Here is a 17,785-nt window from a genome sequence, read left to right as displayed (position 1 = left end):
TGCCATAGTTTGCTTTGCCCCCTTCGCAGGGGGCTTTTTTTTGAAAAACGGCTGCGGAATTAGACCAGTTATCTCCCGAAGAAGGAAATTTCCGCAGCGCGTGTTTTACTTCTGCCCGTAATAAGCGTTGGGACCATGCTTACGCATGAAGTGTTTATTCATCAGGTAGCTGTCGATGTGATTCAGTTGTGGGTTAATGCCGCGGGCAATCCACGCCATTTTTGCCACTTCTTCCATCACCACCGCATTATGCACCGCATCGTGGGCATCTTTCCCCCAGGCGAACGGCCCGTGCTGGTACACCACAATCCCCGGTGTATGCAGAGGCTCGGCGTTGCCCAGCGTTTCGATAATCACTTTGCCGGTGTTCAGTTCATACTCGCCCTGCACCTCTTCTTCGCTTAACCCGCGCGTACACGGGATATCGCCAAAGAAGTAGTCGGCGTGCGTGGTGCCTAACGCCGGGATCGCCAGCCCCGCCTGCGCCCATGCGGTAGCATGAGTGGAGTGGGTATGGACAATGCCGCCAAGCGACGGATAACGACGGTAGAGTTCGAGATGCGTCGCAGTGTCGGAAGACGGACGATACTCCCCTTCCACCACCTTACCGCTCATATCGACCACCACCATATCGTCTGCTTTCATGGTTTCGTAGGCGACACCGCTGGGCTTGATCACCACCAGCCCGCGTTCGCGGTCAATGGTGCTGACGTTGCCCCAGGTAAAGGTCACCAACCCATAGCGCGGCAGATCCATGTTGGCTTCAAACACCTGCTGTTTTAGCTTTTGCATTATGCCGCCTCCACCATGCCTGCTTTGGCCATGCGCGCTTTCACCCAATCACGCGCTTTCGCCACTTCTGCCGCCGGGTCTTCCGCCGTTTCGCTCCACATCTCAATCAGGTACGGCCCGCAATAGCCACTCTGTTTGAGCGTTTCGAAGCAACGTTCGAAATCCACTACACCCTCACCAAACGGCACGTTTTTGAAGACGCCCGGTTTGGTGTCTTTCACATGCACCGCGACGATATGCCCGATTCCGGCCTGCAACTCCATCTGCACGTCGTTATCCCACGCCGACAGGTTGCCGATATCCGGGTAGAGCTGGAACCACGGGTTGTTGAGATAGTGCGTGTAACCCAACGCCTTACTGATGGAGTTCATCAACGGGTAATCCATGATCTCCATCGCCAGCGTCACCTGCGCGCGGCTTGCCATCTCAACGCTCTCTTTCAGCCCGTCACGGAAACGACGACGCGTTTCGTTATTGGCTTCCTGATAGTAAACGTCATAGCCCGCCAGCTGGATCACGCGAATACCGACGTCCTGGGCGAACTGGATAGCTTTGCGCATAATCTCCAGCCCCTGCGCCCGTACCGCGTCATCTTCGCTGCCCAGCGGGAAACGACGATGAGCAGAAAGGCACATGGACGGCACGCGCACGCCAGTTTCAACAATCGCATTCACCAGCGCCAGACGCTGCTCGCGGCTCCAGTCGAGGCGCGACAGGCGATCGTCAGTTTCATCTACCGACATCTCGACAAAATCGAAGCCTAACGTTTTTGCCAGTTGCAGCCGTTCCAACCAGCACTCCCCGGCGGGGAGCGCTTTTTCATAGATGCCAAGCGGGATTTGTTTGGACAACATATCCGCTCCTTAGCCCCACAGTTCGGCGATGGAACGTTTGAACTGACGCGCGGCTTCAACCGGAGAAGCGGCATCACGGATACTGCGACCAGCGATAAACACGTGAATCGGAATGCCTTTGAACAGCGGCAGATCTTCCAGCGCCAGGCCACCGGTGACGGTCACTTTGAAGCCCATATCGGAAAGACGTTTGATCGCGGTAATGTCCGCTTCGCCCCACGCCACGCCTGCGGCCTGTGCGTCACGGCTGCGGTGATAAACCACCTGTTGAATGCCTGCGTCGCGCCACTGTTGCGCCTGTTCCCAGGTCCAGTAGCCGGTCAGCTCGATCTGCACGTCGCCGTTAAACTCTTTTGCCACGTCCAGCGCACCTTTGGCGGTGTTGATATCCGCACAGCAAATCACGGTCACCCAGTCAGCGTTGGCTTCAAAGCACATACGAGAAAGGATTTTGCCCGCATCGGCAATTTTGGCGTCTGCCAGTACGATTTTGTGCGGGTAAAGCGCTTTCAGATCGCGAACCGCACGCACGCCTTCGCCCACGCACAGAATGGTGCCCACTTCGATAATGTCGACTTCTTCGGCAATCTGGCGAGTGGTTTCGTAGGCGCTATCCATAGTCTGGTTGTCCAGCGCGACCTGCAACATCGGTAATGACATTTTCAATTCCTTCTTAAGCTGCCGCGTTGGTGCGGTCAATGAGATCCAGTACTTCCTGCTCGGTACGGCAGGCACGTAAACGGTCGAAATTCTCTTCATCTTCAAACAGATTGACGATCTGCATGATGCCCACTTCCTGGTGAGTGTTGGCATCGACCGCCGCCATGGTGATGAGGATATCCACCGGATCGTTATCTTCGTGGTTGAACTCCAGCGGCTTTTTCAACGTTACCAGAGAGAAACCGGTTTTCTTAACGCCCTCTTCCGGGCGACCGTGCGGCATTGCCAGGCCTGGTGCGATAACGAAATAAGGACCAAACTGTTCAACGCCATCCAGAATCGCCTGGTAGTAACGCGGCTCTACCACATCTGCCGCTACCAGCAGGTCAACACCGATTTTCACCGCTTCCTGCCAGGTATTTGCTTCGGCCTGCAGGCGGATAGATTTATTTTCAGCCAGCGAATCACGTAATTTCATGGCGCGTCCTTACTTCACATCCTGCGGGAAATGCGCTTTGATCACTTCCAGCAGTTTCGGGCCAAAGTCAGCAGGAGAGAGCATGTTGCGCACGCCAACCACATATTTGTTGCCGGTCACGGTGATTTCGCCCGCAATGTGCGTAGAAGCGATGATGATATCCGCGCCGCTCAACTCGCTTTTGTATTCGCCAACCGCGCAGCTGTTTACCGTGTGGTCAATGTTTGATTGGGTTAAAAACTGGTCCACTTTCATTTTCATGATCATGGAACTGCCTTGTCCGTTGCCACACACAGCCAGAATACGTACGGTCATAATCAAAACTCCTTATTAAGCAGACTGTTCTGCCAGTTGTTTTTCTGCATCTTCTTCTGCGCGCAGCGCGCGGCCAGCGAAGAACATATAAGCCAGTGCAATTACAATGATGACGGCCATAAAGGCGATACCGATGGAGAAGAAGCCCTGCATCATCGGTGGTGCCAGAATCGACCAGTCCGCCATGCCCATCCAGGCACTCATACCGGTGAGTTTCACCGCCCAGACGCAACCAAAGATTTCGATCATCCCCATCACCAGACAAATCTTCAGCGCCGCACGCCAGCCGCCGAAGTGGTTAGCGAACACGCCGATGGTGGCGTTGGAGAAGAACATCGGGATAAAGCCGGGAATAATCAGGATCGAGGAACCGCAGGCGACCAGGATGCCAACTGCAATCAGCTGACCGATGGTGCCCCACATAAAGCCCCAGACCACGGCGTTCGGCGCGAAGCTATAGATAGCCGCACAGTCAATCGCCAGAACCGCACCTGGGATCAGGCGCTGGGAAATGCCGTTAAATGCTTCAGAGAGTTCCGCCACAAACATGCGCACACCCTGAGTGATGATGAAGATCGCCACCGCGAAGGAGAAACCAGTTTGCAGGATGTAGACCGTCCAGTTCACTTTGCCTGCCATCGCCTGCACGGTGTCGATACCGAAGGAGAGCAGAATGGCACCAAAGAAGATGGTCATGACAATCGCCGTGGAGACGATGTTGTCGTGGAAAATATTCAGCCAGCCTGGCAGTTTGAGGTCTTCAACGCTTTCCTCTTTTTTGCCGAGGAACGGCGCAACTTTATAGGCAATCCATGATGCAAACTGTTGCTGGTGACCGATGGAGAAACCGCAGCCGTCCGTCACTTCCTGAGTCGGCTTGTACATCATGTTGGAGGTAATGCCCCAGTAGAGCGAAACCAGAATCGCCGTGCAGATAATGGTCGCCCACATGGAGTAGCCGAAAATAAACAACGTAACGGCAATCAGCCCCGCCTGCTGGAACATGATATGACCAGTCAGCATGATGGTACGAATACCGGTAATGCGACGCAGCAGCACGTAACAGATGTTCAGCGCCAGCGCTAACAACACCGCGTAACCTACCCAGCTATAGGCATCGCCCATGCGGTCGATGGTTGCCATCATCGACGCGTAAGTATCGGAAATTGCGCCGTTAATGCCGTAGACTTCGGACATTTTCGCCACCACCGGTTTGAAGGTGCTGGTGAGGATGCCGGACCCTGCCTGCAACAACATGAAACCAATTATGGTTTTAATCGTGCCTTTAATAATAACGCTGACACTTTTGCGCAGTAGGATGTAGCCCAGACAGGTCACAATACCCAGCAACAACGGGGCATTGGTCATGACCTGGTTAAAAAACACGGTAAAGATGTTGTAGAGGATCTCCATAACGATCTCCTGAAGAAGAGGTAACCGGGTATTCCACACACCCGGAATGTTGTGCACTCACTCTAATTTTCAAAAGTAATCACAACAAGATTATTTATGATTAAATGTGACGCGACCCGCAAATAATTCCTCATGGATAGAGTGGGATTCACACAACGAAATAATTATTCATTTAAATTCATTTAGTTAATTGAATTACACATTCCATTAAATCTTTCCACACTCAAAATCAACAACAACTTCCCTGGCAAAAAGTCAAAAAATGGTCATTGCCTTCCTGAAAAAATAGTGTCAGGATTAATCAAAACCAATCACATGTTGATTCGAATTGAACTATCATGAAGGTAAATGGCGATGAGTAAAGTGAAAAGTATCACCCGAGAATCCTGGATCCTGAGCACTTTCCCGGAGTGGGGTAGCTGGCTGAATGAAGAAATTGAACAAGAGCAGGTCGCCCCTGGCACATTTGCGATGTGGTGGCTAGGCTGCACCGGGATCTGGCTGAAATCAGAAGGTGGCACCAACGTTTGCGTTGATTTCTGGTGCGGCACTGGCAAACAAAGTCACGGTAACCCGTTAATGAAACAGGGTCACCAGATGCAGCGCATGGCTGGCGTGAAAAAACTGCAGCCAAACCTGCGCACCACCCCGTTTGTTCTTGATCCGTTTGCAATTCGCCAGATCGACGCGGTACTGGCGACTCACGATCACAACGATCATATCGACGTTAACGTCGCTGCTGCCGTGATGCAGAACTGTGCTGATGACGTACCATTCATTGGACCGAAAACCTGCGTTGATTTGTGGATTGGCTGGGGCGTACCGAAAGAGCGTTGCATCGTGGTCAAACCGGGCGATGTTGTAAAAGTGAAAGACATTGAAATTCATGCGCTTGACGCTTTCGACCGTACTGCACTGATCACCCTACCAGCGGATCAAAAAGCGGCTGGCGTACTGCCAGATGGCATGGACGATCGCGCAGTAAACTACCTGTTCAAAACCCCTGGCGGTTCCCTGTATCACAGTGGCGATTCCCACTACTCTAACTATTATGCGAAGCACGGTAACGAACATCAGATCGATGTGGCGTTAGGATCGTATGGTGAGAACCCGCGCGGTATTACCGACAAAATGACCAGCGCCGATATGCTGCGTATGGGTGAAGCCCTGAATGCGAAAGTGGTTATCCCGTTCCACCACGACATCTGGTCAAACTTCCAGGCCGATCCGCAAGAAATCCGCGTGCTGTGGGAGATGAAAAAAGATCGTCTGAAGTATGGCTTCAAGCCGTTTATCTGGCAGGTGGGCGGCAAATTTACCTGGCCGTTGGATAAAGACAACTTCGAGTACCACTATCCGCGTGGTTTCGATGATTGCTTCACTATTGAACCGGATCTGCCGTTCAAGTCATTCCTGTAATCTGTCGTTTATACCGGATAGCGTGGAGTAGTTCGCGCTATCCGGCGTAGTATTTCCTGGCTATTTCAAATATCATCTAAAAAAATCAAATTTTATCGGAATAGCTCATGACTGAAGCACAAAGACATCAAATCCTCCTGGAAATGCTCGCACAATTGGGCTTTGTGACCGTTGAGAAAGTCGTTGAGCGTCTGGGAATTTCGCCTGCCACTGCGCGACGCGATATCAATAAACTCGACGAAAGCGGCAAACTGAAGAAAGTGCGCAACGGCGCCGAAGCGATTACCCAGCAGCGCCCACGCTGGACGCCGATGAATCTGCATCAGGCGCAGAATCACGATGAAAAAGTACGTATTGCTAAAGCGGCCTCGCAGCTGGTTAATCCGGGCGAAAGCGTAGTCATCAACTGCGGCTCCACCGCGTTTCTGCTTGGGCGGGAAATGTGTGGCAAGCCAGTGCAAATCATCACTAATTATCTACCGCTGGCAAATTACCTGATCGATCAGGAGCATGACAGCGTGATCATTATGGGCGGACAATACAACAAAAGTCAGTCCATCACTTTAAGCCCGCAAGGCAGCGAAAACAGTCTCTATGCCGGGCACTGGATGTTTACCAGCGGCAAAGGGCTGACAGCAGAAGGGTTGTATAAAACCGATATGCTGACGGCAATGGCAGAGCAGAAGATGCTAAGCGTGGTAGGGAAACTGGTGGTACTGGTTGATAGCAGTAAGATTGGCGAACGCGCGGGAATGCTTTTTAGCCGTGCCGATCAAATCGATATGCTGATCACCGGCAAAAATGCTAACCCAGAAATCCTGCAACAACTGGAAGCGCAAGGGGTCAGCATTCTGCGTGTTTAAAGATGCTGGCGGAAAAATGTCACGGCAGCATCTAACGCCTCAGGCGTAATGCGGTGACGCACGCCTGGCTGCCATGAACAGGTTAGCAGTTTATCTCGTCCCGTCTCGCTTAAGGCCTGCTGCAAACGTAGTGATTCGTCGGCAGGCACGACGTCATCGTCAAGGCCATGCCACAGCAGTAGAGGTCTGTCACCAAGTTGTTCCAGGTGGTTTGTCGCTTCCCACTCTGCCAGCGGCGCGACAATGTTATTGAATTCATTCTGCTGTGCTGCCGTTTCAGGTATCAGCGGTGGAAACAGTGAACGGGCGAGCGATGTAAAATAGCCCGATCCCATCATGCTGGCGGTACATTTCACCGTGGGGTGGCGAGCGGTAATTCCCAGTGCCGTCATCGCGCCCATCGACGCGCCACCGACTGCCAGACGGTCATCACGCAGCCAGTTTTCTTCGGCTATTGCCGCACGTAAGGTAGTGAATTCCTGCATACTTTGTAGCAAGATTTGCCAGAATTGATTTAACCGCCGCGCTGCGTCGCCACTAAAACGACTACCGTGATCGGGCGCATCCGGCATGATCACCCGCAAACCAGCCTGCGCCAGCGCAACGGCAAAATAGCTATACACCAGACTGGACGAAGTAAAGCCGTGATAAAAAATCGCGCACGGTAACGGGGTATCTTTTTGCCCGACAGGATAAGCATGAAGAACGGGAATATCTGCCAGCTCGCGTGATTCTATTTCAATCATCTGTCTCTCCTTTTTGTCTGGTATGACATGAAGAAATCCTTAGCACAAGTTTCTGCTGGCGGTATTAGTTCATAATGTTGAGATGTGGGTTACGCTTTCATCACGTTTTCATTCGAAAATCGCGTACCAGGTAACAATTCGGGAACATTCCCCCAAAGTTAAATTAATAAGGCACTACACTATGGTTAGCAGGAAACGTAATAGCGTTATTTACCGGTTTGCCAGTTTATTATTGGTGTTGATGTTAAGTGCCTGTAGCGCACTGCAAGGTACGCCACAGTCAGCACCGCCAGTAACGGACCATCCGCAAGAGATTCGCCGCGACCAGACGCAAGGGTTACAGCGAATAGGTAGCGTAAGCACGATGGTTCGGGGTTCTCCGGATGACGCATTAGCAGAAATCAGAGCGAAAGCTGTCGCTGCAAAAGCTGATTATTACGTTGTCGTCATGGTGGACGAAACCATCGTGACAGGACAGTGGTATTCACAAGCCATTTTGTACCGTAAATAAATCAGACAACTTACATAGTCAGCTTTACATTGCTTTGCGTCCCTATGCGTTTACCTGTGCACAATAAATTACCGGCTGGAAGCTCGGGCGTTTATTACCGCGATGGAATGCCCTGCAACATGTGGGGAAACGAAAAATGGAGCTGACGATGAAACAATTACTTGCCTCACCCTCGCTGCAATTAGTGACTTATCCTGCGAGCGCCACGGCACAGTCTGCAGAATTCGCCAGTGCTGACTGCGTGACAGGCCTGAATGAAATAGGTCAGATCTCAGTTAGCAATATTTCAGGGGATCCGCAGGACGTGGAACGTATCGTGGCGTTAAAGGCCGATGAACAAGGTGCGTCATGGTACCGCATTATTACCATGTACGAAGACCAGCAGCCTGATAACTGGCGCGTACAGGCGATACTGTATGCATGAGTGTCATCTACAGCAAATGAACAATGCCGGATGCGGCGCGAGCGCCTTGTCCGGCCTATAATTTTCACATATTTCATTGAGTTAATTGAAACCAGCGTTGCATCAGTCGTATACGCTTACACACACACTCCCCCCGTCGCCCGCAGCAATAAATCATTCTGGATCTGCTCTGACAACCGTACGCCGCCGCGCGTATCTAACATCACCTGACACCACGCCTGCGCCATTGGCGGAGAGGCATATTTCAACATTTGCGCACCGCAGCCCAGCAGGAATAGCTGATGAGTAATCTCTCGCCCCAGTTCTTCAGCAGGCTTACGCAGCTGCTGCTGTAAACGACGTACCGCGCGATCAAAATAGCGATCCTGCCCTTTCACTTCCACAAATGCTTCCGACAATAAGTCGTATACACCCGCTTGCTTATTGAGCACGCGCAGTACATCCAGGCACATAATATTACCGGAACCTTCCCAAATACTGTTTACCGGCATCTCCCGGTAAAGCCGCGGCAGCTCGCTCTCCTCGCAATAACCAATGCCGCCCAGCACCTCCATCGCTTCGGCCACAAACGGCATACCTCGTTTGCAGATCACAAATTTCGCCGCAGGCGTAAATAAACGCGCCCACAGAGCTTCTTTGGCATCGGCACGCCGGTCCCACGCTCGCGCAAGACGAAACAGCAACGCCGTTTGCCCTTCAAGCTGAAGTGCCATGCGACTTAAGACATGACGCATAAGGGGCTGTTGGATCAATGGATTACCAAAAACATGGCGTTGATGTGCATGATAAATCGCTAGCGAAAATGCACGGCGCATCATGGCATGGCTACCCAGGGCGCAATCAAAACGCGTCATCCCACCCATTTTCAGGATCAGACGAATTCCTTCCCCTTCCTGCCCCAACAACCAGCCAATGGCATCCTGAAACTCCACTTCGCAGCTGGCGTTAGAGCGATTACCCAGCTTATCTTTCAGCCGCTCGAGGCGAATCGCGTTGCGTTGCCCGTCAGGCAAAAAGCGCGGCACAAAAAAGCAGGACAAACCGCCCGTAGTCTGCGCCAGCACCAGATGCGCATCGCTTTGCGGCACCGAGAAAAACCATTTATGCCCCACCAGCCGATAAGAGCCATCTTCCAGGCGCTCTGCGCGGGTGGTGTTGCTCATGACATCGGAACCGCCCTGCTTTTCCGTCATTCCCATGCCAATCAACAAACCGCGTTTTTGCCCACCTGGCAATAAGTGAGAATCGTAGCGATCGCTCAACAGCGGCGTGGTCCAGTCCTGAAACGGCGCGGGTAACATCTGTAACAGCAATGGCATGGCGGCAAAGGTCATCGTTATCGGACATAACGACCCTGCCTCAACCTGTGCGTGCAACATAAAACGCGCCGCGCGCGCCACAAATGCGCCGGAGCGAGCGTCTTCTTCCCAGGCAAGATTGTGCACCCGATTGGTACATAGCGCCTGCATCAGCAGGTGCCAGGCGGGGTGAAAACGCACATCGTCCAGACGCCGCCCCTGGGCATCGTAGCGCAATAATTCAGGCGGATTCACATTCGCCAGCCGCCCCAGTTCAAGGGATTCAGCCGTCCCTAACTGCTGACCAATACTGGCTAGAAAATCGCTATCCCAGCCAGCACCTTCACGCGTTACCGCTTCGCAGAGCGCGCCATCAGACAGGTATAAGTTGCTGTTATTTAATGGCATAGGTTGATTAAAAACGGTGTGAGTTTGCCAGTGCACTGTGTCTCCCTCCATCAATGGCAGTCACCATTAGTATGGTCACTGCCATGGATTCATGACAGAAAGAGATTGCTAAAACATTCTTATCCAGCAATGTAATGCGGAACGAAACGTGAGGTGTCTTTGGTGATCAGCGTGTTATCTTCACGGATCCCCATTCCGCACGCTTCATCATCGACAATCCAGCTACCGATGAGTGTGTAGCTATCGCCAAATCGCGGCAGAGGTTGAAACGCCTGGTAGATCATCGGTTCATCGGCGTAATCACCATCAGCGTGGTCAACGACGTTATTCTGACCGTCGAAAATGGTGACATTGCCGCCTTCGCGCGAGTAGATCGGTTTACGCACATAGCTTTCGCCAGCGGCAATCTGCGATTTTTCACCCTCAAACCAGGATGCAAGAAGGTTAGGATGACCAGGGAAGAAGCGCCAAAGCAGTGGCATTAGCCCTTTATTACTCAAGATACTTTTCCATAACGGCTCCACCCATTGCTCGCGACGCTTGCGCAGCAGCGGACCGTTATCGTCACGCATCATCCACTCTAGCGGATACAGCTTAAATGCACGCTGGATGACATTATCATCAAGATCGGTCAGTACGCCGCCGACGCCCAAACCGAGATCTTCAATGTAGATAAACCGCGACTCCTGCCCTGCCTGCTGGGCGCAGTCCTGCAAGTACAGCACGGTACTCCTGTCTTCATCGGTGTCCTGACAGCAGCAAAAATAAAACGGTTCCCGACTGTAAAGCTCGCTAAAGCGTGAAATCAGGCGTTCCTGAATGGCATTGTACTGATCGGCATCACGCGGAATAATGCCGCTGCGCCGGGCATCCTCCAGCCACAGCCACTGGAAATAAGCCGATTCATACAACGAGGTTGGCGTATCGGCGTTGTACTCCAGCAGCTTCACCGGCGCATTGCCACACCAGGCAAAATCCATCCGGCCATACAGCGAAGGATCGCGTGCGCGCCAGCTTTCAGCGATCACATCCCAGTACAACGGAGGGATCGCCAGTTGCGTCAGGATCTCTTCGTCTTTAACCGCGCGATCCACCACCTCAAGGCACATCTGATGCAGTTCCGCAGTCGGTTTTTCGATCTGCTCTTCAATCTGGCGCAGAGTAAAACGGTAAGCCCGACTCTCGTCCCAATAGATTTCATTGTCGATGATATGAAAGTCGAAACCGTTGTCAGCGGCGATCTGGTCCAGATCCCGCCGCACAGGAACGTTGTGCCTCAGCATGATTAGCCTCCCCAATGCCCACGGGCGCTGGAAGAACGACCATAGCCGCCGCGAGAAACGGTTGACGCTTTTTTGGTGGTAAAGCCGCCCGAAGAGTAAGACTCTTTTTTGCCAGAACCGGAGCGCCAGGAGTAATCACCAGAAGTGTTGCGCCAGACGGGGCGCGAAGCAAAAGAGGAACCGCCGCTGTTATAAACAAACTGCTCATCACGATCTTTACGTATAACCCGGCTTAACAAAAATCCAGAAACGACCGGGATCCAACTCTGTTCAACGTTGTCGTAGTAACAATTTTCATACTTAGACTGACAATTCTGCTGAGTCATATTCTTCGGAACATCGGCATAAAACGCCGCTTTGGCGTTGTTCCAGCCATGAGCACAGATATCTGAATTATTACCGTCATCAATACAATCCTGCACAGTCGAGTAAAACGTTCCGTCGCCGTCGTTATCGACATCGCCACTATCGCCACAACCTTTCAATACGAAAAAAGCGGCACCGCCCATTAGCGCCAACGTTAAGTATTTTTGTGCGTAACGATTGCGACGCGGTTCAAAAGGATTATTCGGTCTACCAATGCGACTGATCGCTCCGTGACCAATTTTACTGTTATTTCTTGATTTGCGTTTTCTGGCCATGATCGTCCATTACCATGTCATACAAGCTGCGTTAAAAATACCGCCAGCCAGTGCGGCGGTTCCCATAAACATTCCTGCTGCGGTATTGTGATTAATAATTTTTTCGCTTAATGCGGGCATATAAAGTCTGACGCCAGCAAAAACGAGTAACTGAATCACCAGTGCGATCCCGCCCCAGGCGAAATAGTCTGGAATACTCACCGCATTGATTGCCGCACTGGATAACGGGATCACGTAACCCAACAATGTACCGCTGAACGCCAGTGACGCCGCGGTATTATTGTTTTTGATTAACTGCCATTCGTTGTGCGGTGTAATTTTGGAGTAGATAAACAGAAAAATAATCACCATAGCCACGCCAATAAAAAAATAGGCACTAAAGGCAAGAAGTGAATCCAGTATATGCATTGTAAACGTCCTTGTAATTAACCAATAATATGAAGTGATGTCAGCGGGATATCGACACCCAACGCGCGCGAAAATAACCACTCTGGCTCGCCGAGATCGTTAAAAGATTCCTCACCATTTAGCAGCAAATATTCGTAAGTATCTTCGGTTACTTGCCGTTGGTAGCCTATGGTAAAATTATGGACCTCCCATTTGGCATGGTTTTGATTTTCTACTTTTTCCAGCATGTAGACGGGTTCGATATTTCCCGGCTCTTCACTGTTAAAAAATCGCTGCCAGCGTTTTTCCTGCCAGTTTAAGGTTATAGCCCCCATCGCTTTGGCGTTGATCGCCTCGCGCCAGTGGCTCTCTTTACTGATACCGTAGCTCTCTTCATAGACAAAGAGCTTAATATCATCAATGTCATCAATATCTTCACCGCCGGTGGTATTGATTTGCAGAAATTCATCGCCCGAAGTGTAGTAGCGGAAAATCTGGCTACCGCCGCCCAGATCGATGCGGCTGACGGCAGCTACCGTAAATTCCTCACCCGGCAGCGCAATCAGCAATTCATCTTCCAGCAAACGAAACGCTAACGTGTCGAGCGTAAAGCCACTATTGAGATGAAGTCCCAGAGGACCGCGAGCGATAGCAGGCTTATTATCCTTGCCAAACAGACGCTGGAAAAAACCAGACATATTTTATCCTTAAAATAGTTGCCAGCCTTGCAGTGAGGCTGGCAAAAAAATTACTCGCCCTGTTGGCGTTGCAGTCTTGCTAATACATCCTGGGCGCTACTTTTATTGCTACCGCCTATTCCGGCTTCCGCCAGCTTTTCATCAAGATCGCGACCGTCTGCGACTTTTTCCAACTGTGCAGCAGCATCCAGGCGAGCCTGACGTTCGGCCTGACGCGTTTGCAGGCGTTTTAAGGATTCTGCCGCTGTCGAAACGCTGGAAGATGCGCCAACGGTAGAGGTCGTTACAGCCTGTTGTGCACGCTGCATGGCTTCAGTAGCTTTAACGACTTCCATTTGCTGCTCAAACTGAGCGATACGCTGCGCTGTCGCTGTAACTGCTTTTTCCACGCCATCACGAGAGACTTCCAGATTCGACAACACTTGCTCTTCAGCGGTAATGAGATTCTCAAGGCGCGCGATTTCTTCAGCAACTTCGTTAATCAACGACGGATTAACGTTCTTGCTTAACGCTTCCAGCGCACGGGCTTCCAGACTGGCTTTGCGCTCACGTAAATCTTTCAGCTTATCGTGACTTAATTTCACCCGCGCCAGCAGATCAACGCGAGATTTTCCGGCTTTATCGAGTTCAGCTTTAGCGTCACGAATATGCTGTTCCAGCATGCGCACGCCCTGGGTTTCTTCAATGGATTCTTCCGCCTGAGAGATAAACGATTTCCCCAGCGTAAATAAACTTTTTAAAATTCCCATAAATACCCGTCCTTGTAATTAGTGTGAATATTCTTCTGTAATTTCAGCCAGATCCAATGCGTTATCTACCAGCGAGGTTATCTCAAGCAGGATATCTTTAAGAGAAGATTTAAGCGATAACGCACCGAAAACAATGTAATACTCTTCATGTTGCACGCTGGAGATCCCTACCGATGACAACGGCATCATCTTCTGATTTCTTAATAAGAAGGTATTAAATTCATCTGGATTGCTGATACTACTTACCGGACAAATAAAGGTTTCGATAATCATTTGGCAGGAAGTAAATAGAATATTGATTTGCAAATCGCCATAATCATTCATTTTAATAATTAATGCGTTCTCGCCATTTGTTACATCAATATTTTGTTCAGGTACAGTTTGCAGCGCCGTCGCCAGCGCCAACGGATTCCATGTCATATATTATTCCATATAAATTAAGTTTAAATATTAATAAAATGAATATTTGCAGTACGTAATTATCTTACCAGCTATAGACAAAAAAAAACCATCCAAATCTGGATGGCTTTTCATAATTCAGAGGAACTAGCTGCGCTGTCGCACCGCTTCAAATAAGCAAATCCCTGTCGCCACAGAAACGTTCAGGGAAGAAACGCTTCCTGCCATTGGGATGCTGATCAACTCGTCGCAATGTTCACGAGTCAGGCGACGCATACCTTCACCTTCCGCGCCCATCACCAGTGCCAGCCGTCCGGTCATTTTGCTCTGATAAAGTGTATGATCCGCCTCACCTGCCGTACCGACGATCCAGATATTCTCTTCCTGCAACATACGCATGGTGCGCGCAAGGTTAGTCACCCGAATCAGCGGAACACTTTCTGCCGCGCCGCAGGCTACTTTTTTCGCCGTGGCGTTGAGCTGTGCGGAGCGATCTTTCGGCACAATCACCGCATGAACACCAGCGGCGTCCGCGCTACGCAGGCACGCGCCGAGGTTGTGCGGATCGGTTACACCGTCGAGGATCAGCAGGAACGGTTGATCGAGCGAAGCGATCAGATCCGGCAGATCGTTTTCCTGATACTGCCGTCCTGGCTTCACACGGGCGATAATGCCCTGATGCACGGCACCGTCGCTTTTCTCGTCGAGATACTGACGGTTCGCCAACTGGATAACCACGCCCTGGGACTCAAGGGCGTGAATCAGCGGTAACAGACGTTTATCTTCACGGCCTTTTAAAATAAAGACTTCCTGAAAACGTTCAGGGGCGCGCTCCAGCAGGGCCTGCACTGCGTGGATGCCGTAAATCATTTCGCTCATTAATGTACTCGTTGTTTACGTTTTGCCGGGAGCGCCACGCTTGCCCGGCCTACGGATAATTCACCCTCTTCTGTTTGAAGAGGGTAATGATCACTCTGCCACTTTTTTCTTCGCCGCACGCTTCGCTTTGGTCGCTGCAGCTATTTTCTGCGTTTTCGCCGATGGCTTTTTCGCTTTTCTCGCGTCTTTCTTCGCCGCTTTCGGCTTCGTTTTTTTCTCACCGCTGAAGGCGCTGTCTGGCTCAAAGTTTACCTTTTTACCGACCTGACGACGCTTGCCGCCTTTTTTACCTGCATCGCCTTTTTTCGCTTTCTCGCGCGCCGTTTTACCGACGTTGCGCGGTGCGCGTTCGCTGGAGATCAGGCTAAAGTCGATTTTACGCTCGTCCATATTAACCGCTTCGACGCGAACTTCCACGCGATCGCCCAGGCGATAAGTCTGGCCGCTGGATTCACCCATCAGGCGTTGCCCTACCTGGTCAAAGCGATAGTAGTCATTGTCCAGCGAAGAGACATGGACCAGACCATCAATGAACAAGTCGTCCAGACGGACGAAGAAGCCAAAGCCAGTGACGCTGGAAATTACGCCTTTAAAGACGTTACCTACCTGGTCGAGCATGAAGTCACACTTCAGCCAGTCAGCTACATCGCGTGTTGCTTCGTCGGCACGACGTTCCGCCATCGAACAGTGCTGACCCAGTTGCAGCATCTCTTCCATCGAATAATGGTAACCGCCGGTTTCAGTAGTGTTGCCCTGATGCCCCTGCTCTTTCGCCAGCAGATATTTAATGGCGCGGTGCAGCGTCAGGTCAGGATAACGACGAATCGGCGAAGTGAAGTGCGCATAGGACTGCAATGCCAGACCGAAGTGACCACGGTTTTCTGGATCGTAAATCGCCTGTTTCATCGAGCGCAGCAGCATGGTTTGCAGCATTTCTGCGTCAGGACGATCGGCAACCGACTCCAGCAGCTCCGCGTAGTCACGCGGTTCCGGCTTGTTACCGCCCGGCAATTCCAGCCCCAGCTCCGCCAGCACTGAACGGAAAGAGGTAATCGCTTCGGTGCTCGGCTTATCGTGAATACGGAATAGTGCTGGTTCTTTGGCTTTCTCAACGAAACGCGCCGCCGAGATATTCGCCAGAATCATGCACTCTTCAATTAACTTGTGTGCGTCGTTACGCTGAGTCTGTTCGATACGCTCAATACGGCGTTCGGCGTTGAAAATGAACTTCGCTTCTTCGCTCTCAAATGAGATCCCACCGCGTTCTTCACGGGCTTTATCCAGCACTTTATAGAGGTTATGCAACTCTTCGAGATGCTTAACCAGCGGGGCGTACTGCTCGCGCAGATCCTGATCGCCCTGCAGAATATGCCAGACTTTGGTGTAGGTCAGACGTGCGTGAGAGCTCATTACCGCTTCATAGAATTTGTAGCCAGTCAGGCGGCCTTTCGACGAAACCGTCATCTCGCACACCATACACAGGCGGTCTACCTGCGGGTTAAGCGAACACAGACCGTTAGAGAGCACTTCCGGCAGCATCGGGATAACCTGCGAAGGGAAGTACACCGACGTACCACGGTTACGCGCTTCTCTGTCCAGCGGCGTTGGAGGGCGCACATAGTAGCTGACGTCGGCAATCGCGACCCATAAACGCCAGCCGCCGCCGCGTTTTTTCTCGCAGTAAACCGCATCGTCAAAGTCACGGGCGTCTTCGCCATCAATGGTGACCAGCGGTAAATCGCGCAGATCAACACGGCCCGCTTTTGCTTCTTCCGGCACTTCTTCTTTCAGCCCGGCAACCTGTTGCTCAACAGCCTGCGGCCAGATGTACGGAATTTCATGGGTACGCAGAGCAATATCAACCGCCATGCCGGTGCCCATATTGTCGCCAAGTACTTCGACGATTTTACCCACCGCTTTGGTACGGCGAGTCGGGCGTTGGGTCAGTTCAACCACCACCACAAAGCCCATCCGCGCGCCCATGATCTGATCGGGCGGGATTAAGATATCGAAGCTCAAACGACTGTCGTCAGGAACCACAAAGCCGACGCCCGCTTCGGTAAAGTAGCGACCAACAATCTGGCTGGTTTTTGGTACCAGTACGCGGACGATACGCGCTTCACGACGACCTTTACGGTCAGCGCCCAGCGGCTGCGCCAGCACCTGATCGCCATGAATGCAGGTTTTCATCTGCTCGCTGGAGAGATACAAATCATCTTTACGCCCTTCAACCCGCAGAAAGCCGTAGCCATCACGGTGGCCAATAACGGTACCTTTCACCAGGTCGAGGCGTTCCGGCAGCGCATAGCACTGACGACGAGTGAAGACCAGTTGACCATCGCGCTCCATCGCGCGCAGGCGGCGACGCAGGCCTTCAAGCTGCTCTTCGCCTTCAATGTGCAGTTCTACCGCCAGCTCATCACGGCTGGCCGGTTTTTCACGTTTGGTTAAATGTTCGAGGATAAATTCCCGACTAGGGATGGGATTCGCGTATTTTTCAGCTTCGCGTTCCTGGAATGGATCTTGTGACATCTCGGTTCCTCCGTTGCCATCTCTGATGAAGATTTT

20 protein-coding genes are annotated in these 17,785 nt (G+C 51.6%); 4 read left to right on the top strand and 16 right to left on the bottom strand.

Annotated elements, in window-relative coordinates:
- Positions 1-105 precede the first annotated feature (105 nt).
- From ulaF to ulaA, 6 genes are read right to left on the bottom strand one after another with little or no spacing between them, the layout of a single operon-like run.
- Positions 106-792, bottom strand: coding sequence for an L-ribulose-5-phosphate 4-epimerase UlaF (ulaF, locus tag G434_RS07310; RefSeq protein ID WP_001170835.1), 687 nt, complete (start codon positions 790-792; stop codon positions 106-108).
- On the bottom strand, positions 792-1,646 hold the full coding sequence (ulaE, locus tag G434_RS07315) for an L-ribulose-5-phosphate 3-epimerase UlaE (protein WP_000949501.1): 855 nt from the start codon (positions 1,644-1,646) through the stop codon (positions 792-794). Before ulaE ends, ulaF begins: the two co-directional genes overlap by 1 nt.
- Positions 1,647-1,655: 9 nt before the next feature.
- Positions 1,656-2,306: a 3-keto-L-gulonate-6-phosphate decarboxylase UlaD gene (gene ulaD, locus G434_RS07320; protein ID WP_000056771.1), complete on the bottom strand. Its 651-nt coding sequence runs from the start codon at positions 2,304-2,306 to the stop codon at positions 1,656-1,658.
- A 13-nt stretch (positions 2,307-2,319) separates the two neighbouring features.
- Positions 2,320-2,784: a PTS ascorbate transporter subunit IIA gene (gene ulaC / locus G434_RS07325; RefSeq protein WP_000776521.1), complete on the bottom strand. Its 465-nt coding sequence runs from the start codon at positions 2,782-2,784 to the stop codon at positions 2,320-2,322.
- Between the two features lie 9 nt (positions 2,785-2,793).
- Positions 2,794-3,099, bottom strand: coding sequence for a PTS ascorbate transporter subunit IIB (ulaB, locus tag G434_RS07330; protein WP_000218360.1), 306 nt, complete (start codon positions 3,097-3,099; stop codon positions 2,794-2,796).
- A gap of 15 nt (positions 3,100-3,114) precedes the next feature.
- Entirely contained in the window at positions 3,115-4,512 is a 1,398-nt protein-coding gene (ulaA, locus tag G434_RS07335) for a PTS ascorbate transporter subunit IIC (protein WP_001323091.1), read from the bottom strand.
- A gap of 354 nt (positions 4,513-4,866) precedes the next feature.
- On the opposite strand from ulaA, the gene ulaG reads away from it, so the two are divergent.
- Positions 4,867-5,931 (top strand): L-ascorbate 6-phosphate lactonase, encoded by a 1,065-nt coding sequence (gene ulaG, locus G434_RS07340; protein WP_001295191.1) that lies wholly within the window; start codon positions 4,867-4,869, stop codon positions 5,929-5,931.
- Between the two features lie 107 nt (positions 5,932-6,038).
- Complete coding sequence (gene ulaR, locus G434_RS07345; protein ID WP_000133631.1) at positions 6,039-6,794, top strand: HTH-type transcriptional regulator UlaR; 756 nt, start codon at positions 6,039-6,041, stop codon at positions 6,792-6,794.
- Here ulaR and yjfP read toward each other — a convergent pair.
- A complete protein-coding gene (gene yjfP / locus G434_RS07350; protein WP_000569688.1) occupies positions 6,791-7,540 on the bottom strand; it encodes an esterase in 750 nt (249 codons plus the stop codon). The genes ulaR and yjfP overlap by 4 nt on opposite strands.
- A 181-nt stretch (positions 7,541-7,721) precedes the next feature.
- Between yjfP and bsmA the strand changes: the two genes are divergently transcribed.
- Both bsmA and yjfN read left to right on the top strand, forming a co-directional pair.
- Positions 7,722-8,051: a biofilm peroxide resistance protein BsmA gene (gene bsmA / locus G434_RS07355; protein WP_000254644.1), complete on the top strand. Its 330-nt coding sequence runs from the start codon at positions 7,722-7,724 to the stop codon at positions 8,049-8,051.
- A 148-nt stretch (positions 8,052-8,199) separates the two neighbouring features.
- A complete protein-coding gene (gene yjfN, locus G434_RS07360; protein ID WP_000811566.1) occupies positions 8,200-8,475 on the top strand; it encodes a DUF1471 family protease activator YjfN in 276 nt (91 codons plus the stop codon).
- Between the two features lie 116 nt (positions 8,476-8,591).
- Here the strand turns inward: yjfN and G434_RS07365 are convergent, their stop codons facing one another.
- The 9 genes from G434_RS07365 to rnr all read right to left on the bottom strand — a co-directional run bounded on the left by G434_RS07365 (position 8,592) and on the right by rnr (position 17,749).
- On the bottom strand, positions 8,592-10,217 hold the full coding sequence (locus G434_RS07365; RefSeq protein ID WP_001309151.1) for an isovaleryl-CoA dehydrogenase: 1,626 nt from the start codon (positions 10,215-10,217) through the stop codon (positions 8,592-8,594).
- Between the two features lie 83 nt (positions 10,218-10,300).
- Positions 10,301-11,464: a glutathionylspermidine synthase family protein gene (locus tag G434_RS07370; RefSeq protein WP_000943963.1), complete on the bottom strand. Its 1,164-nt coding sequence runs from the start codon at positions 11,462-11,464 to the stop codon at positions 10,301-10,303.
- Between the two features lie 2 nt (positions 11,465-11,466).
- Positions 11,467-12,105, bottom strand: a complete 639-nt coding sequence (locus G434_RS07375) for a DUF1190 domain-containing protein (protein WP_000101676.1) — start codon at positions 12,103-12,105, stop codon at positions 11,467-11,469.
- Between the two features lie 9 nt (positions 12,106-12,114).
- Positions 12,115-12,513, bottom strand: coding sequence for a DUF350 domain-containing protein (locus tag G434_RS07380; RefSeq protein ID WP_000547760.1), 399 nt, complete (start codon positions 12,511-12,513; stop codon positions 12,115-12,117).
- A 17-nt stretch (positions 12,514-12,530) separates the two neighbouring features.
- Entirely contained in the window at positions 12,531-13,190 is a 660-nt protein-coding gene (locus tag G434_RS07385) for a YjfK family protein (protein WP_000012564.1), read from the bottom strand.
- A 50-nt stretch (positions 13,191-13,240) separates the two neighbouring features.
- Positions 13,241-13,939 (bottom strand): PspA/IM30 family protein, encoded by a 699-nt coding sequence (locus G434_RS07390; protein WP_000511955.1) that lies wholly within the window; start codon positions 13,937-13,939, stop codon positions 13,241-13,243.
- Between the two features lie 18 nt (positions 13,940-13,957).
- Positions 13,958-14,359 (bottom strand): YjfI family protein, encoded by a 402-nt coding sequence (locus G434_RS07395; RefSeq protein ID WP_000220120.1) that lies wholly within the window; start codon positions 14,357-14,359, stop codon positions 13,958-13,960.
- Between the two features lie 126 nt (positions 14,360-14,485).
- A complete protein-coding gene (gene rlmB, locus G434_RS07400; protein ID WP_001293282.1) occupies positions 14,486-15,217 on the bottom strand; it encodes a 23S rRNA (guanosine(2251)-2'-O)-methyltransferase RlmB in 732 nt (243 codons plus the stop codon).
- Between the two features lie 90 nt (positions 15,218-15,307).
- Positions 15,308-17,749, bottom strand: a complete 2,442-nt coding sequence (gene rnr, locus G434_RS07405) for a ribonuclease R (protein ID WP_000076319.1) — start codon at positions 17,747-17,749, stop codon at positions 15,308-15,310.
- Positions 17,750-17,785: the final 36 nt, after the last annotated feature.

Origin of the sequence: Escherichia sp. KTE172 (assembly GCF_000408845.1) — a bacterium.
Classification (GTDB): Bacteria; Pseudomonadota; Gammaproteobacteria; order Enterobacterales; family Enterobacteriaceae; genus Escherichia; species Escherichia coli.
This window is presented reverse-complemented; position numbering and strand designations above follow the sequence as displayed.

Coding starts and splice junctions, on each gene's coding strand:
- ulaF (WP_001170835.1), bottom strand. CDS start 792: ATGCAAAAGCTAAAACAGCAGGTGTTTGAAGCCAACATGGATCTGCCG.
- ulaE (WP_000949501.1), bottom strand. CDS start 1,646: ATGTTGTCCAAACAAATCCCGCTTGGCATCTATGAAAAAGCGCTCCCC.
- ulaD (WP_000056771.1), bottom strand. CDS start 2,306: ATGTCATTACCGATGTTGCAGGTCGCGCTGGACAACCAGACTATGGAT.
- ulaC (WP_000776521.1), bottom strand. CDS start 2,784: ATGAAATTACGTGATTCGCTGGCTGAAAATAAATCTATCCGCCTGCAG.
- ulaB (WP_000218360.1), bottom strand. CDS start 3,099: ATGACCGTACGTATTCTGGCTGTGTGTGGCAACGGACAAGGCAGTTCC.
- ulaA (WP_001323091.1), bottom strand. CDS start 4,512: ATGGAGATCCTCTACAACATCTTTACCGTGTTTTTTAACCAGGTCATG.
- ulaG (WP_001295191.1), top strand. CDS start 4,867: ATGAGTAAAGTGAAAAGTATCACCCGAGAATCCTGGATCCTGAGCACT.
- ulaR (WP_000133631.1), top strand. CDS start 6,039: ATGACTGAAGCACAAAGACATCAAATCCTCCTGGAAATGCTCGCACAA.
- yjfP (WP_000569688.1), bottom strand. CDS start 7,540: ATGATTGAAATAGAATCACGCGAGCTGGCAGATATTCCCGTTCTTCAT.
- bsmA (WP_000254644.1), top strand. CDS start 7,722: ATGGTTAGCAGGAAACGTAATAGCGTTATTTACCGGTTTGCCAGTTTA.
- yjfN (WP_000811566.1), top strand. CDS start 8,200: ATGAAACAATTACTTGCCTCACCCTCGCTGCAATTAGTGACTTATCCT.
- G434_RS07370 (WP_000943963.1), bottom strand. CDS start 11,464: ATGCTGAGGCACAACGTTCCTGTGCGGCGGGATCTGGACCAGATCGCC.
- G434_RS07375 (WP_000101676.1), bottom strand. CDS start 12,105: ATGGCCAGAAAACGCAAATCAAGAAATAACAGTAAAATTGGTCACGGA.
- G434_RS07380 (WP_000547760.1), bottom strand. CDS start 12,513: ATGCATATACTGGATTCACTTCTTGCCTTTAGTGCCTATTTTTTTATT.
- G434_RS07385 (WP_000012564.1), bottom strand. CDS start 13,190: ATGTCTGGTTTTTTCCAGCGTCTGTTTGGCAAGGATAATAAGCCTGCT.
- G434_RS07390 (WP_000511955.1), bottom strand. CDS start 13,939: ATGGGAATTTTAAAAAGTTTATTTACGCTGGGGAAATCGTTTATCTCT.
- G434_RS07395 (WP_000220120.1), bottom strand. CDS start 14,359: ATGACATGGAATCCGTTGGCGCTGGCGACGGCGCTGCAAACTGTACCT.
- rlmB (WP_001293282.1), bottom strand. CDS start 15,217: ATGAGCGAAATGATTTACGGCATCCACGCAGTGCAGGCCCTGCTGGAG.
- rnr (WP_000076319.1), bottom strand. CDS start 17,749: ATGTCACAAGATCCATTCCAGGAACGCGAAGCTGAAAAATACGCGAAT.